Below are 12,775 nucleotides of genomic sequence, written 5' to 3'. Positions count from 1 at the left end.
CGTCGTCGTCCGGCGGGCTCACTTCGAGTTGTCTGGAAGCGCCGTGCCGGGCTGGCGGTGACGTCGTGGCGGCGTCGCCGGTCAGGAGGCGCGGGTCGGCCTCGCCGTCAGAGCTGGTCGGTCGGCACCGAGAACGTGTCGCAGGCCGTCGCGCCCTGGTTTCGGCCGGTCTCGAACCACCTCTGGCGCTGCTCGGCCGAGCCGTGCGTCCAGGTGTCGGGATCGACCTGGCCGCCGCTGGCGGACTGGATGCGGTCGTCGCCCACCGCGGCCGCCGCGTCGAGTGCGTCGGCGACCTGCTGGTCCGTCACGGGCTCGAGGAACGTGGTGCCGTTGGCGTCCTGCACGGTGGAGGCCGCGCCGACCCACGCGCCGGCGTAGCAGTCGGCCTGCACCTCGAGCCGGATGGTGTCGGAGCCCGGCCCCGTGCCGCTGCGGTCGGCGCGGTCGAAGGCGCCGGTCAGCTGCTGGACGTGGTGACCCCACTCGTGGCCGACGACGTACATCTGGGCGAGGGGGCCGCCGCTGGCGCCGAACTGCGACCGGAGCTGCTCGAAGAAGTCGGTGTCGACGAAGAGTGCTTCGTCGGGCGGGCAGTAGAACGGGCCGGTGGCACTCGTCGCCCCGCCGCAGCCGGTGTCGGTCGAGCCGCTGAAGAGGAAGAAGTCCGGGGTGCGGTAGTCGGTTATTCCGAGGGTCGGGGCCTCGGCGGCCCAGTACGCGTCGAGCGAGTCGGCCGCACCGACCATGCGGCAGTCGACGCTGTCGTTGGCCTGCGCGCCGGTGGTGCACTCGGACGACAGGTCGCCCTCGCTGACCGGCTGGGCGCCCCCGCCGGCCATGCCGCCGCCGAGCAGCCCCGACACGTCGACGCCGGTGGCCTGGCTGATGAGGAAGACGGCGATCAGGCCGACGATGCCGATGCCGCCGCCGGCGACACCCACCGTGCGACCACGACCGCGTCGCTTGACCTTGCTGCCGTCGAGGCGCGCGTCGTCGTTGAAGGACATGTCGCCGACGGTAGCGCAGGGCGGGGGTCAGTGCCCTTCGGCGGCTTCTTTCGCCTCGCGCTCTTTGCGGAGGACCTCGCGGCCGGCGTTGCGCTCTTTCACGCGCAGCTCTTCTTCGCGCACGTCGGCGTGGATGCCGCGTTCGGTGCGCAGCCAGTCGGGCATCTCGTCGAGCAGGGCGTGGATCTCGTCGGTGGTCATGACGTCGTCGACGCCGGCCCGGGCGAGGCCCGAGGTCGAGATGCCGGGCTTCTGGGCGACGACGGGCCGCGGGTGGGGGCCGGGGCGGCGCAGCTCGGACAGCCGCTCGGGCGGGTTCGTGCTGAGCTCGGCGAAGGCCTCGCGCGTGACGGGGGCGGCCTGGAACTCGGCGGGCGTGGCCGGCAGGTACACCCCGAGCTTCTTGGCGGCCGTGAAGGGCTTGAGGGGCTGCGGCTGCTTGCCGGACGGCGCGTCGGAGGTCATCTGCCCAGGGGACCGGGCCGATACCCTCGACCCATGACGACCGAGCCGACCCGCGCCCCGTTCCGCATCGGGGTCGTGCCCGGCGTGACCCTGTCGAAGTGGTCGAGGCTCTGGGAGGAACGCCGCCCCGAGACCCCGCTGGCCTTCGTGCCGCTCGCCGACGCGGACGCGGTGCCCGCCCTCGACGACGCCCGGGGCGACGACCGGGTCGACATGGTCCTGGCCCGCCTGCCGATCGAGGTCGAGGGATTGTCGGTCATCCGCCTCTACGACGAGCGGGCCGTCGTCGTCGTGCCGAAGGACCACGCCGTCGCCGCGGCCGGCTCCGAGGACGAGGTCGAGGCCGCCGCGTTCGCCGGCGAGCACCGGCACGACCTCGATCCGTCCCTCTCGCTCGCCGACGCCGTGGCCGTCGTCGCGACCGGGGCCGGCGTCGCCGTCATGCCGCAGTCCCTCGCCCGGCTGCACGCCCGCAGAGAGGTGACCTACCGCTACGTCGCCGACCTGCCGCCGACCACGATCGCGCTGGTCTGGCCCGAGGGCGAGCTCACCGACGACCTCGACGACTTCATCGGCGTCGTGCGGGGCCGCACGGCCCGCAGCTCGCGATCGAGGAGGCGCGACGAACCCGAGCAGACCGCCACGGCCCGCAAGGGGTCGGCTCCCGACCCGCGCGGAGCGAAGCCGAAGCGCACCCCGCCGAAGGGCCGGGGTCCGCAGCGAGGCACGGGCCGCAGCCGACCCCGCCGAGGGCGCTGACCCCTCTCGCGCCGACCCCTCCGGCGCCGACCGGTCTGGCAAGCTGAGCGGATGTCGAAGGAGACCCGCATGTCGGAGAAGATCTGTCTGCTCACCGGTGCCGGCCGCACGAACTCGATCGCGAACGGCATCGCTCACGAGCTCGCCGCCGACGGATGGGACCTCGCCCTGACCACCTGGGACGGTTACGACGCCGCCATGCCCTGGGGTCTCAAGGCCGTCGACGCGGGCTCGCTCGTCGGCGAGCTCGAGGCCGCGGGTGCGCGCGTGGCCGTCTACCCGGCGGATCTGGCGGACCCGGGGACTCCCGCGCGCCTCCTCGGGGCGGTGAACGACGACCTGGGGCCGGTGACGGCACTCGTGCTGTCGCACTCGCACAGCGTCGACTCGTCGATCCTCGACACGACGCTCGAGAGCTGGGACGCGCACTACGCGGTCAACGTGCGGGCGGCGTGGCTCGCGATCAAGGCGTTCGCCGAGCAGTTGCCCCCGGTCGACCGGCTCGACGACGGGGCGCGCATCGTCGCCCTCACCAGCGACCACGTCGTGCACAACCTGCCCTACGGGTCGAGCAAGGGCGCCCTCGACCGTCTCGTCGTCGCGGCGGCGCGTGAGCTCGGGCACCTGGGCGTCTCGTCGAACGTGCTGAACCCCGGCCCGATCGACACCGGCTGGATGGACGACGAGATCCGCGCCAGCGGCACCGAGCGTCAACCGACCGGGCGCCTCGGCACGCCCGTCGACATCGGACGGGTCGTGCGCTTCCTGCTGTCGCCCGAGGGGCGCTGGATCTCGGGCCAGCTGCTCAAGGCCGACGGCGGCTACTCGGTCTGAGCGGTCCGGGCCGCCGCCCGACCGGAGATCGCCCCACCCTGTACCCCGCGACGCTGGGTGGCGGGTCGGCGCGAGCGGGGTACCGTCCACGCCACCACCGCGCGGCACCGGACGCCGACGGACGGACCGACACACCAAGGAGGCGCGATGTCGTTCAGCAAGGGAGACCACGTCACCTGGAACACCCCCCAGGGCGAGACCCACGGCACGGTCGTGGAGAAGCGCGTCAAGGAGTTCCAGCTCGACGGGCAGAAGTTCAAGGCCTCGGACGACGAGCCGTACTTCGTCGTCGAGAGCGACAAGAGCGGGGCGAAGGCCGCCCACAAGGGCTCGTCGTTGAGTCCGAAGAAGAAGTAGCAGCAGCACTCCACCCACCACCGCCCCACCCCCACGAGGAGAACACCATGGCCGACCTGAACGACGTGCGCTGGAACGACGAAGCCCGCGACAAGATCCTGACCGACGCCGACAACGTGCTGCGCGACGCCGTCCGCGACGCGGCCGCCGCCCACTCGGGCGAGTCGTGGGAGGAGTCCTTCAAGGCGATCAACGACGCCGTCAAGGACCGCTTCATCGACTACGAGCCGGGCCCGGACGTCCGCAAGTACGCCGAGGCGATCGAGCGCGGCGACTTCAGCTGACCCGCGCCTCCTGGCCGGCGTCGACCCGTCGCACCCGTGAGCTGAGCGCCACGGCCACCGCGACGGCGACCACGAGGCCGGCCAGGGCGGCGAGCGTCGCCGGGGTGCCGACGAGTTCGGTGAGCGGTCCGACGAGGACCTCGCCGACGGGCACGCCGGCCAACGAGGCCAGCGTCAGGCACGAGAAGACGCGACCCAGGTAGGCCCCCGGCACCTGACGCTGCACGACCACGTCGAGCGGCACCGTGAAGACCTCGAGCCCGACGCTGGCGGCGAAGAGGCCGAGGCTGATCCAGAAGAACCAGTGCAACGGGTCGAACACGACCGGGTCGGTGCCGTAGGCGAACGACAGCAACACGAGCGGCAGGGCGAGCGCCGCCGCTCCGAGGCAGGCCGCCCAGAGGCGGAGCCGTCCGCGTAGCGCACCGGCCCAGTACGCCCCGACGATCAGGCCGAGGGTCTGCAGGGCCCCCGCGAACCCCCAGAGCAGGCGACCGAACGACTGGTCGGCCACGAGTGGGCCCACCACCTGCACCCCGCCGGCGAAGGCGAACTGGAACGTGAAGGCCAATGCCGCGGCGGCGACCAGCCAGCGCGTGCGCCAGACGAAGCCGAGACCGCTGCCGAGGTCCTCGAGCACCGACGTCCCCCCGGAGGCGCGGGCACCGTCCCGAGGCAGCCCCACGAAGACGACCGCCGCGGCCACGAAGACGACCGCCCCGACGGCCAGGGCCGCGCCCGACCCGGCGGTCGCGACCACGGCGCCGCCCACCGCCGTCCCGATCACCAATCCGACGTTCATGCCGACGCGGCTGAGCACCGTCGCGTCCCGGAGGCGTTCGTCGGGCACGGTCTCGCGCAGCAGGGCGCTCGTCGCGGGGCCGAAGAAGGCGGCCGCTGCACCGTTCACCGCGCCGACCGCCGCGAGGGTGGGCAACGTCTCGGTCTGCGTCAGCATGAGGGCGGCCGCCACGACGAGCGACGCCGCCGACAGCCACGACGAGGCGATCGCGACGGTGCGCTTCGAGAAGCGGTCCGCGAGGGCCCCGCCGACCAGCACGAGGGCGATGTTGGGCACCGAGCGGGCGACGACCACGAGCCCGAGGTCGACGGCGTCGGCCCCCAGGTCGATGGCCGCGAAGACGATGGCCAGGGGCGCGAAGCCGCTGCCCACCCACGAGAACAGGCGCCCGACCCAGAGGGCCCGGAAGGCAGGCGTTCTCAGCAGCGACCACGGCACCGCTGAACTCTATGCCGACGCACCGTGTGCGGACGCCTCGTCCCGAGGCGTCGTCATCCGCGTGGGCGCCGCCCTAGGCGGCCCCGAGGGACGCCCCCGCCCCCGGGCCCGCCACGACCCGCGCCGACGTCGCCGACGTCCCGCCGGTCGGCGTGGTGCGCGAACCCGGTCGGTACCGCAAGGGCATCGCCAAGCGCGAGGCCATCCTCGACGCCGCCCTGCCGGTGTTCGGCAAGGTCGGGTTCCACGGCGCCACCCTGCGCGAGATCGCGCGTCGGTGCGGCGTCTCGCACCAGTCGCTCATGCACTACTTCCCGACGAAGGACGAGCTGCTGATGGCCGTGCTGCGTCGGCGCGACGAACGACTGCGACGCCACTTCGACGACGACGGGGGCATGAGGGTCGACGAGCTCGTCGCGCTCGCCGAGTACAACGTCGACGTGCCCGTCGTCATCTCGCTGTTCATCACGGCGTCGGCCGAGGCCACCTCACCCGACCACCCGGCGCACCACTACTACGCCGACTACTACGAGCGCATCGTCTCGTCGACGTCGGCCTACCTCGGGCTCGCCCAAGCCCGCGGGTGGTTGCGCGACGGCTACACGGCCGAGTCGGCCGCCCGCGTCGTGCTCGCCGTCCAGGACGGGCTGCAGCTGCAGTGGTTGTACGAGCGCGACGCCGTGGACGTCCCCGCCCTGATGCGCCTCGTGATCGGGAGCGTCCTCACGGTGCCGACGAGCGAACTCGACGCCGCCGTGCGCGAGGCGGCCGGGCGCGCGGGCTGACCCGCGCCTCCTCGGCGGACGCGCGACGGCCGACGGCCGACGCCGGCTACTTCGCGCTGATGCGCTGGAACTTGCGGATGCACAGCGGCACGAAGACCACGAGCATCACGGCGATGCCGAGCAGGACGGTGGCGTAGGGGTGCTGCATCGTCCAGATCTCGGGCACCGGGGTGGCGCCCAGGTTGCCGAACGAGGTGCGGGCCGCCTGGACGAGCGACGACACCGGGTTCCACTCGGCGAAGACCCGCAGCACGGTCGGCAGGGTGTCGCTCGGCACGAACGCGTTCGAGACGAACGTCAACGGGAACAGGATCATGAAGGACGCGTTGTTGATCGTCTCGGGCGTCTTGACGCTCATGCCGAGCAGGGCCATCACCCAGCTGAACGAGTAGCTGAACAACAGCAGCAGGGCGACTCCGCCGACGAACGAGGCCGGTGACGCGTTCACCCGCCAGCCGACCGCGAGGCCGGTGAGCATCATGATGACCATCGAGATCGTGTTGAGCGCGAGGTCGCTGTTCGTGCGACCGATCAGCACGGCCGACGGGCTCATCGGTAGGGTGCGGAACCGGTCGATGATGCCCTCCTTCAGGTCTTGGGCCATCGCGGCACCCGAGAAGGTCGAGCCGAAGACCACGGTCTGCGCGAAGATGCCCGCCATCAGGAACTGCGTGTAGTCGGTGCCCTGGACGGCGATGGCGCCGCCGTAGACCTGGCTGAAGAGCAGGACGAACATGATCGGCTGCAACACGGCGAAGATGAGCATGTCGGGGGAGCGCTTGACCTTGATCAGGTTGCGCTTGGTGACGGTCCAGCCGTCCGAGGCCCACGTGCCGACGCCCGTGTCGGTCGACGGGACGAGCGTCTGCGCGAGGGCGGAGGTGGTTCCGGTGGTGGTCATGCCCGTGCCTCTCTCTTCTTCGCACCGCGCCGACCGCGACCCCGACCGCCGGTCGGGTCGTCGTCGGGGGAGTCGTGGTCGTCTGCCGCGTCGTCGTCTGCCGCGCGGTGGCCGGTGAGCTGCAGGAAGACGTCGTCGAGGGTGGGGCGTCGCATGCCGGCGTCGTGCAGCTCGATGCCGGCCGCACCGAGGTCGGCGAGCGTCCGTTGCAGGGCGGTCGGGCCGTCGGTGACCGCGACCTCGAGTTGACGGCCGTCCGCCCCGACGGCCGGTTCGGAGTCGCCGTGGCGCCGGAGCACCTCGACCGCCTGGTCGGCCCGCGCCTCGTCGACGAGGGCGACGACGAGCCGGTGCCCGCCGACCTGGGCCTTGAGCTGGTCGGCCGTGCCCTCGGCGATGACGGCCCCGCCGTCGATGACCGAGATGTCGTCGGCCAACCGGTCGGCCTCCTCGAGGTACTGGGTGGTCAGCAGCACCGTCGTGCCCCCGTCGACGAGTCCGGTGATGATGTCCCACAGCGCGAGGCGGCTGCGCGGGTCGAGGCCCGTCGTCGGCTCGTCGAGGAACAGCACGCGGGGGTTCGTCACGAGCGCCCCGGCGAGGTCGATGCGTCGTCGCATGCCACCCGAGAAGCCCTTGACCGGGCGGTCGCCCGCGGCGGCCAGGTCGAAGACGTCGATCAGCTCGCGGGCGCGGTCCCGACTGACGCGGCTGCCCAGGTGGTACAGCCGCCCGATCATGTCGAGGTTCTCGAAGCCGGTGAGGTTCTCGTCGACCGCGGCGTACTGCCCCGAGACGCCGATCGAGCGGCGCACGGCCTGGGCGTCGGCGACGACGTCGAGCCCGGCGATCGTGGCCGTGCCGGAGTCCGGCCGTTCGAGTGTGGTGAGCATCTTGACGCCCGTGGTCTTGCCTGCGCCGTTCGGCCCGAGAAGCGCCTTGACGGTGCCCTCGGGCACGATCAGGTCGAGCCCGGTCAGGGCGTGGACCGGTCCGGACTTGGACCGGTAGGTCTTCGTGAGGCCGCGGGCCTCGATCATCGCCATGGGTGCTCCCGGTGCGTGGGGCCCGTCCATCCGCAGACGGGTCGGTCTTGGCGGCCGCTGTGCACCGCCTGAACGCGCCCAAGGTAGCGCTCTCCGGCCCCCGCCGCCAGTGCCGATCGTCCCCCTGTGGAGAAGGAGGCGCGGCGCACGTTACGGTCTCGTGTCAAACCTTGCCAGGTGGCAAGTTCCGCCCTACATTCATCCCATGACCACCATCGACGAGACGGCGGGGCCGTCCACCGCTGAACAGCTCCTGCCCGTCGGCATCGGCGACGACGCCGTCGCCCTCGCCCGCCGCTGGGCGCACGAGGCGTCCGGCGCCCCGAGCACCGGCTCGGCCCATCTGCTGGCCCAGGTCCTGAAGGACGAGTCCGGCCTCGCCTTCACGATCGGCTTCGTCGACCGGGTCGTCCGTCCCGAAGACCTCGGCGTCGCCGCCCGCAACCTCTCGACCCTGGCGAAGCAGGCACCGGCCTTCCTGCCGTGGCACATGCGCTCCGCCGTGCGCCTCGGCGGCGTCATGGCGCCCGTGCTGCCGGGCGTGGTCGTGCCGATCGCCCGTCGCGTCCTGCGCGGCATGGTCGGCCACCTCATCGCCGACGCCCGCCCCGCCAAGCTCGGTGCGGCCATCGCGAACATCAAGAAAGACAGGACGCGGCTGAACCTCAACCTGCTCGGCGAGGCCGTCCTGGGCGACGCCGAGGCCGAGCACCGCCTCGCCGGCACCCGGGCGCTGCTCGCCCGCGACGACGTCGACTACGTGTCCATCAAGGTGTCGTCCATCGTCAGCCAGCTCTCGATGTGGGCCTTCGACGAGACCGTCGAGCGCGTCGTCGAGAAGCTCACCCCGCTGTACGAGCTGGCCGCCCGGTCGCCCAAGCCGAAGTTCATCAACCTCGACATGGAGGAGTACCGCGACCTCGACCTGACGATCGCCGTCTTCACGCGCCTCCTCGACCAGCCGCAGCTGAAGGGCCTCGAGGCCGGCATCGTCCTGCAGACCTACCTGCCCGACGCCCTCGGCGCCCTGCAGCACCTCACCACGTGGGCGACCGAGCGGGTCGACACCGGCGGGGCCGCGATCAAGGTGCGCATCGTCAAGGGCGCGAACCCCCCGATGGAGACCGTCGACGCCCCCGTGCACGAGTGGCCGCTCGCGACCTACGGCACCAAGCAGGACAGCGACACGAACTACAAGCGCGTGCTCACCTGGGCCTTCACGCCCGAGCGCACCCGTGCCGTCCGGGTCGGTGTGGCCGGCCACAACCTGTTCGACATCGCCTTCGCCCACCTGTTGGCCGAGGCCCGTGGCGTGAGCGACCGGGTCGAGTTCGAGATGCTGCTCGGCATGGCCGAAGGGCAGGCCGAACTGGTCAAGGCCGACGTCGGCGGTCTGCTGCTCTACACGCCCGTCGTCCACCCCCGCGAGTTCGACGTCGCCATCAGCTACCTGATCCGCCGTCTCGAAGAGAACGCCTCGAGCGAGAACTTCATGTCCGCCGTCTTCGAACTCGCCTCGAACGAGGCCATGTTCGAGCGCGAGAAGGGGCGGTTCCTCGCCTCGCTCGCCGAGGTCGACGGTGACACCCCGGCACCGCACCGCGTGCAGAGCCGCCTCGACGCGGCCCAGGCGCTCCAGCCCCGAGAGGCCGGCAGCGGCTTCGACAACGAGCCCGACACCGACCCCGCCCTGGCCGACAACCGTGTCTGGGGTCGCGAGATCGCCGCGCGCTCCGCCGACTCGCGCCTGGGCATCGAGCTGATCGAGTCCGCCCGGGTGACCGACGGGGCCACGCTCGACGCGATGGTCGCCGACGCGGTCGCGGCGTCCGCCGACTGGGCCGCCCGGGGAGGCGCGGGTCGGGCCGCGATCCTGCGCGAGGCCGCGGCGACGCTGTCGGCCCGCCGAGCCGACCTGATGGAGGTCGCGGCGAGCGAGACCGGCAAGACCGTCGCCGAGGGCGACGTCGAGGTCAGCGAGGCGATCGACTTCGCGAACTGGTACGCCCACCTCGCCGAAGAACTCGACCGGGTCGACGGCGCGACGTTCGTCCCCGAGCGACTCACCCTCGTCACGCCGCCCTGGAACTTCCCGCTGGCGATCCCGGCCGGCTCGACCCTCGCGGCGCTCGCCGCGGGCAGCAGCGTCGTGATCAAGCCGGCCGGTCAGGCCAAGCGCAGCGGGGCCGTGATGGTGCAGGCCCTCTGGGACGCCGGCGTGCCCCGCGAGGTGCTCAAGCTGGTCGACGTCGACGAGGGCGAGCTCGGTCGTCACCTGGTGTCGCACCCGTCGGTCGACCGCGTCATCCTCACCGGCGCCTTCGAGACGGCCGCGCTGTTCACCAGCTGGCGCACCGACCTGCCCCTGCTCGCCGAGACCAGCGGCAAGAACGCCATCATCGTCACCCCGAGTGCCGACCTCGACCTGGCAGCGTCCGACGTCATCAAGTCGGCGTTCGGTCACGCGGGCCAGAAGTGCTCGGCGGCGAGCCTGGTGATCCTGGTCGGCTCGGTCGCCACCTCGGAGCGCTTCCGTCGCCAGCTCGTCGACGCCGCGTCGACGATGCGCGTCGGACTGCCCTCCGACCCCACGACGCAGATGGGCCCGATCGTCGAGCCGGCGCACGGCAAGCTCGAACGGGCGCTCACCACGCTCGGCGCGGGGGAGACCTGGCTGGTCGAGCCGAAGCAGCTCGACGACACCGGACGCCTCTGGTCGCCCGGCGTGCGCGCCGGCGTCGCCGCGGGCAGCGAGTTCCACCTCACCGAGTACTTCGGCCCGGTGCTCGGCATCATGACCGCGAAGACCCTCGACGAGGCGATCGAGTTGCAGAACGCGACCGACTACGGCCTGACCGCCGGCCTGCACACCCTCGACCCCGCCGAACTGTCGACCTGGCTCGACCGCGTCGAGGCGGGCAACCTCTACGTCAACCGCGGCATCACCGGGGCGATCGTGCGGCGCCAGCCGTTCGGCGGCTGGAAGAAGTCCTCGGTCGGTGCCGGTGCCAAGGCCGGTGGGCCGAACTACCTCGTGCACCTCGGCTCGTGGCAGCCGACGACGCTGACCGAACCGCAGGCGGCGCGCCCGGGTCGCGCGGCCCTGGCCGCCCTCGAGGCCGCGTCGCCGCTGCTCGGTGCGCCGGGTGCGTCGGCTCCCGACGCCCTGCGGGCCGCCGCCGCGAGCGACGCGCCCTTCTGGACCACCGAGTTCGGCGTCGCCCGTGACGTCAGCGCTCTCGGCCTCGAGCGCGACCTGCTGCGCTACCGCCCGTTGCCCGTCACGATCCGCGCCGCCGACGGGGCGGCACCGGCCGACCTGGTCCGCGTGCTGCTCGCCGGCCTGCGCTCGGGTGCGCCGCTCACGGTGTCGTCGTCGGTCGAGCTGCCCGACGCCCTCGTCCGGGCGCTCGGCCTCGCGGCCTCCCACGTCGTCCACGAGGACGACGCGGCGTGGCACGCCCGGGTGCGTGCGGGTCGCCTGACGACCGAGCGCGTGCGGTTGGTGACGGACGCGGGTGACGTGACCGGCGCCTCCTCGGCGCTGGCGGACGCCCTGGGCGGCGACCCGTCGGTGGCCGTCTTCGCGGCTGCCGTCACGCCGACCGGGCGCCTCGAGCTGCTGCCGTTCCTGCGCGAGCAGGCCGTCGCCATCACGGCGCACCGCTTCGGCAACCCCGACGCCTGGAGCGCCGCCGTCATCTGACCGCCCACCTGACACGACATGCCGCTCACGTTCGAACGTGAGCGGCATGTCGTGTCATCTCGTGGGCCGAGCCGGGACCGGGCCGGGTCGGCAGGTCAGCCGGCGACGACCTCGACCTTGGTCCAGCCGGGCTCGCGGCGGTCGAAGGCCTCGTAGGCCTCGATGGCCGAACCGATGCCCTCGTGCTCGGTGATGAACGCCGTCGGGTCGAACTGGCCCGAGGCGACGAGGTCGATCAGCGGCGGGGTCACCGAGTGGTGGTCGCAGTTGCCCATCCGGATGGTGAGGTTCTTGAGCATCGCCTCGCCGAACGGGAACGACGTGACGGTCGGTGAGTAGACGCCGATGACGCCGATGCGGCCGTACTTGGCGACGACCTCGACGGCCCAGCGCAGGGCCTGGGTCGGCGCGTTGCCGGGAACCCACTGGTCGCCCTGAGGGTTCGCGTCGGGTGCGACCTGCTCGACCTCGGCGGCGAACTCGGCGGCCGTGTCGGCGTCGGGGGCGGCCGGGCCGTGGCTCGCGTGCTGGGCGTCGACGCCGACCGCGTCGATGACGGCGTCCACACCGGCGCCTCCGGTGAGGCGCTTGATGGTCTCGACCGGGTCCTCCTCGTCGAAGTTCACGATCTCGGCGTTCTGGGCAAGGGCCTGCGCGAGGCGGGTCTCCTCGCGGTCGACGACGATCACGCGGCTCGCACCCTGCTTGAAGGCCGAGGCGATCGCGAACTGGCCGACCACGCCGGCACCGAACACGGCCACCACGTCGCCGCGGGTGACCCCGGCGAGTTGGGCACCGAACCAGCCGGTGGGGAAGATGTCGCTCAGCAGGATCGCCTGCTCGTCGCTGACCGTGTCGGGCAGACGGTGCATCGTGTTCTGCGCGAAGGGCACGCGCACCTGTTCGGCCTGCAGACCGTTCACCGGGCCGGTCGAGGCCGGACCGCCGAAGAAGCAGGTGCCGGCGTCGGGGCCGTTGGGGTTCGCCACGTCGCATTGAGCGGTCTGGCCCTGGCGGCAGTAGCGGCACGTGCCACACGACACCGTCGAGTTGATGACGACCCGGTCACCGGCGCTGAAGCCGCGGACGTCGTCGCCGACCGCGGTCACGACGCCCACCGCTTCGTGACCTAGGATCGTGCCCTCGGCCATCGGCGCCATCGTGCCGCGCACGAAGTGCAGGTCGGTGCCGCAGATCGCGCTGCGGGTGATGCGGACGACCGCATCGGTCGGGTCGACGATCGTGGGGTCGGCGACCTCGTCGAGTCGGATGTCGCCGATGCCGTGCCAGACGACTGCCTTCATGGTGGTCCTTCCGTCGATTCGGGGTGCCGGCTGCTCGCCGGGCCGTGCCCGGCCTCCGTCGGCCGTGCCGGCCGCTGCCGTCCC

General features: G+C 72.3%; 12 protein-coding genes. 6 read left to right on the top strand and 6 right to left on the bottom strand.

Going from position 1 to position 12,775, the window contains the following annotated elements:
• Positions 1–107 precede the first annotated feature (107 nt).
• The gene (locus tag AEQ27_RS11870; protein WP_054146850.1) at positions 108–1,010 is read right to left on the bottom strand and encodes a neutral zinc metallopeptidase; all 903 of its coding nucleotides are present in this window, start codon (positions 1,008–1,010) and stop codon (positions 108–110) included.
• 27 nt (positions 1,011–1,037) lie between these two features.
• Positions 1,038–1,475: a DUF5997 family protein gene (locus AEQ27_RS11865; protein WP_054146849.1), complete on the bottom strand. Its 438-nt coding sequence runs from the start codon at positions 1,473–1,475 to the stop codon at positions 1,038–1,040.
• Between the two features lie 33 nt (positions 1,476–1,508).
• On the opposite strand from AEQ27_RS11865, the gene AEQ27_RS11860 reads away from it, so the two are divergent.
• The 4 genes from AEQ27_RS11860 (at position 1,509) to AEQ27_RS11845 (ending at position 3,709) form a co-directional block, all read left to right on the top strand.
• Positions 1,509–2,234, top strand: a complete 726-nt coding sequence (locus AEQ27_RS11860; protein ID WP_054146848.1) for a LysR substrate-binding domain-containing protein — start codon at positions 1,509–1,511, stop codon at positions 2,232–2,234.
• 51 nt (positions 2,235–2,285) lie between these two features.
• Complete coding sequence (locus AEQ27_RS11855; protein ID WP_054146847.1) at positions 2,286–3,068, top strand: SDR family oxidoreductase; 783 nt, start codon at positions 2,286–2,288, stop codon at positions 3,066–3,068.
• Positions 3,069–3,215: 147 nt separating this feature from the next.
• A complete protein-coding gene (locus AEQ27_RS11850) occupies positions 3,216–3,425 on the top strand; it encodes a DUF2945 domain-containing protein (protein WP_054146846.1) in 210 nt (69 codons plus the stop codon).
• Positions 3,426–3,472: 47 nt separating this feature from the next.
• Positions 3,473–3,709, top strand: coding sequence for a hypothetical protein (locus tag AEQ27_RS11845; protein WP_043597179.1), 237 nt, complete (start codon positions 3,473–3,475; stop codon positions 3,707–3,709).
• Here AEQ27_RS11845 and AEQ27_RS11840 read toward each other — a convergent pair.
• Positions 3,702–4,949: an MFS transporter gene (locus AEQ27_RS11840; protein ID WP_054146845.1), complete on the bottom strand. Its 1,248-nt coding sequence runs from the start codon at positions 4,947–4,949 to the stop codon at positions 3,702–3,704. The two genes, AEQ27_RS11845 and AEQ27_RS11840, sit on opposite strands and share 8 nt — an antisense overlap.
• 152 nt (positions 4,950–5,101) lie before the next feature.
• Between AEQ27_RS11840 and AEQ27_RS11835 the strand changes: the two genes are divergently transcribed.
• A complete protein-coding gene (locus AEQ27_RS11835; RefSeq protein WP_054146844.1) occupies positions 5,102–5,734 on the top strand; it encodes a TetR/AcrR family transcriptional regulator in 633 nt (210 codons plus the stop codon).
• A gap of 46 nt (positions 5,735–5,780) precedes the next feature.
• Here AEQ27_RS11835 and AEQ27_RS11830 read toward each other — a convergent pair whose 3' ends face one another.
• Together AEQ27_RS11830 and AEQ27_RS11825 are read right to left on the bottom strand one after the other, a co-directional pair.
• Positions 5,781–6,635: an ABC transporter permease gene (locus tag AEQ27_RS11830; RefSeq protein WP_054146843.1), complete on the bottom strand. Its 855-nt coding sequence runs from the start codon at positions 6,633–6,635 to the stop codon at positions 5,781–5,783.
• Positions 6,632–7,681 carry an ATP-binding cassette domain-containing protein gene (locus tag AEQ27_RS11825; RefSeq protein WP_054146842.1) on the bottom strand — a complete coding sequence of 350 codons (1,050 nt, stop codon included), beginning with the start codon at positions 7,679–7,681 and terminating at the stop codon, positions 6,632–6,634. The genes AEQ27_RS11830 and AEQ27_RS11825 overlap by 4 nt, the downstream gene beginning before the upstream one ends.
• A gap of 205 nt (positions 7,682–7,886) precedes the next feature.
• On the opposite strand from AEQ27_RS11825, the gene AEQ27_RS11820 reads away from it, so the two are divergent.
• The gene (locus AEQ27_RS11820) at positions 7,887–11,387 is read left to right on the top strand and encodes a bifunctional proline dehydrogenase/L-glutamate gamma-semialdehyde dehydrogenase (protein WP_054146841.1); all 3,501 of its coding nucleotides are present in this window, start codon (positions 7,887–7,889) and stop codon (positions 11,385–11,387) included.
• Positions 11,388–11,482: 95 nt separating this feature from the next.
• On the opposite strand, the gene AEQ27_RS11815 is transcribed toward AEQ27_RS11820, so the two are convergent.
• Positions 11,483–12,691, bottom strand: coding sequence for an alcohol dehydrogenase catalytic domain-containing protein (locus AEQ27_RS11815; RefSeq protein WP_054146840.1), 1,209 nt, complete (start codon positions 12,689–12,691; stop codon positions 11,483–11,485).
• Between the last annotated feature and the right edge of the window lie 84 nt (positions 12,692–12,775).

Origin of the sequence: Frigoribacterium sp. RIT-PI-h (assembly GCF_001297205.1) — a bacterium.
In the GTDB taxonomy this organism is placed as follows: domain Bacteria; phylum Actinomycetota; class Actinomycetes; order Actinomycetales; family Microbacteriaceae; genus Frigoribacterium.
The sequence above is the reverse complement of the archived record's forward strand: the minus strand, read 5'-3'. Positions and strand labels throughout refer to the sequence as shown.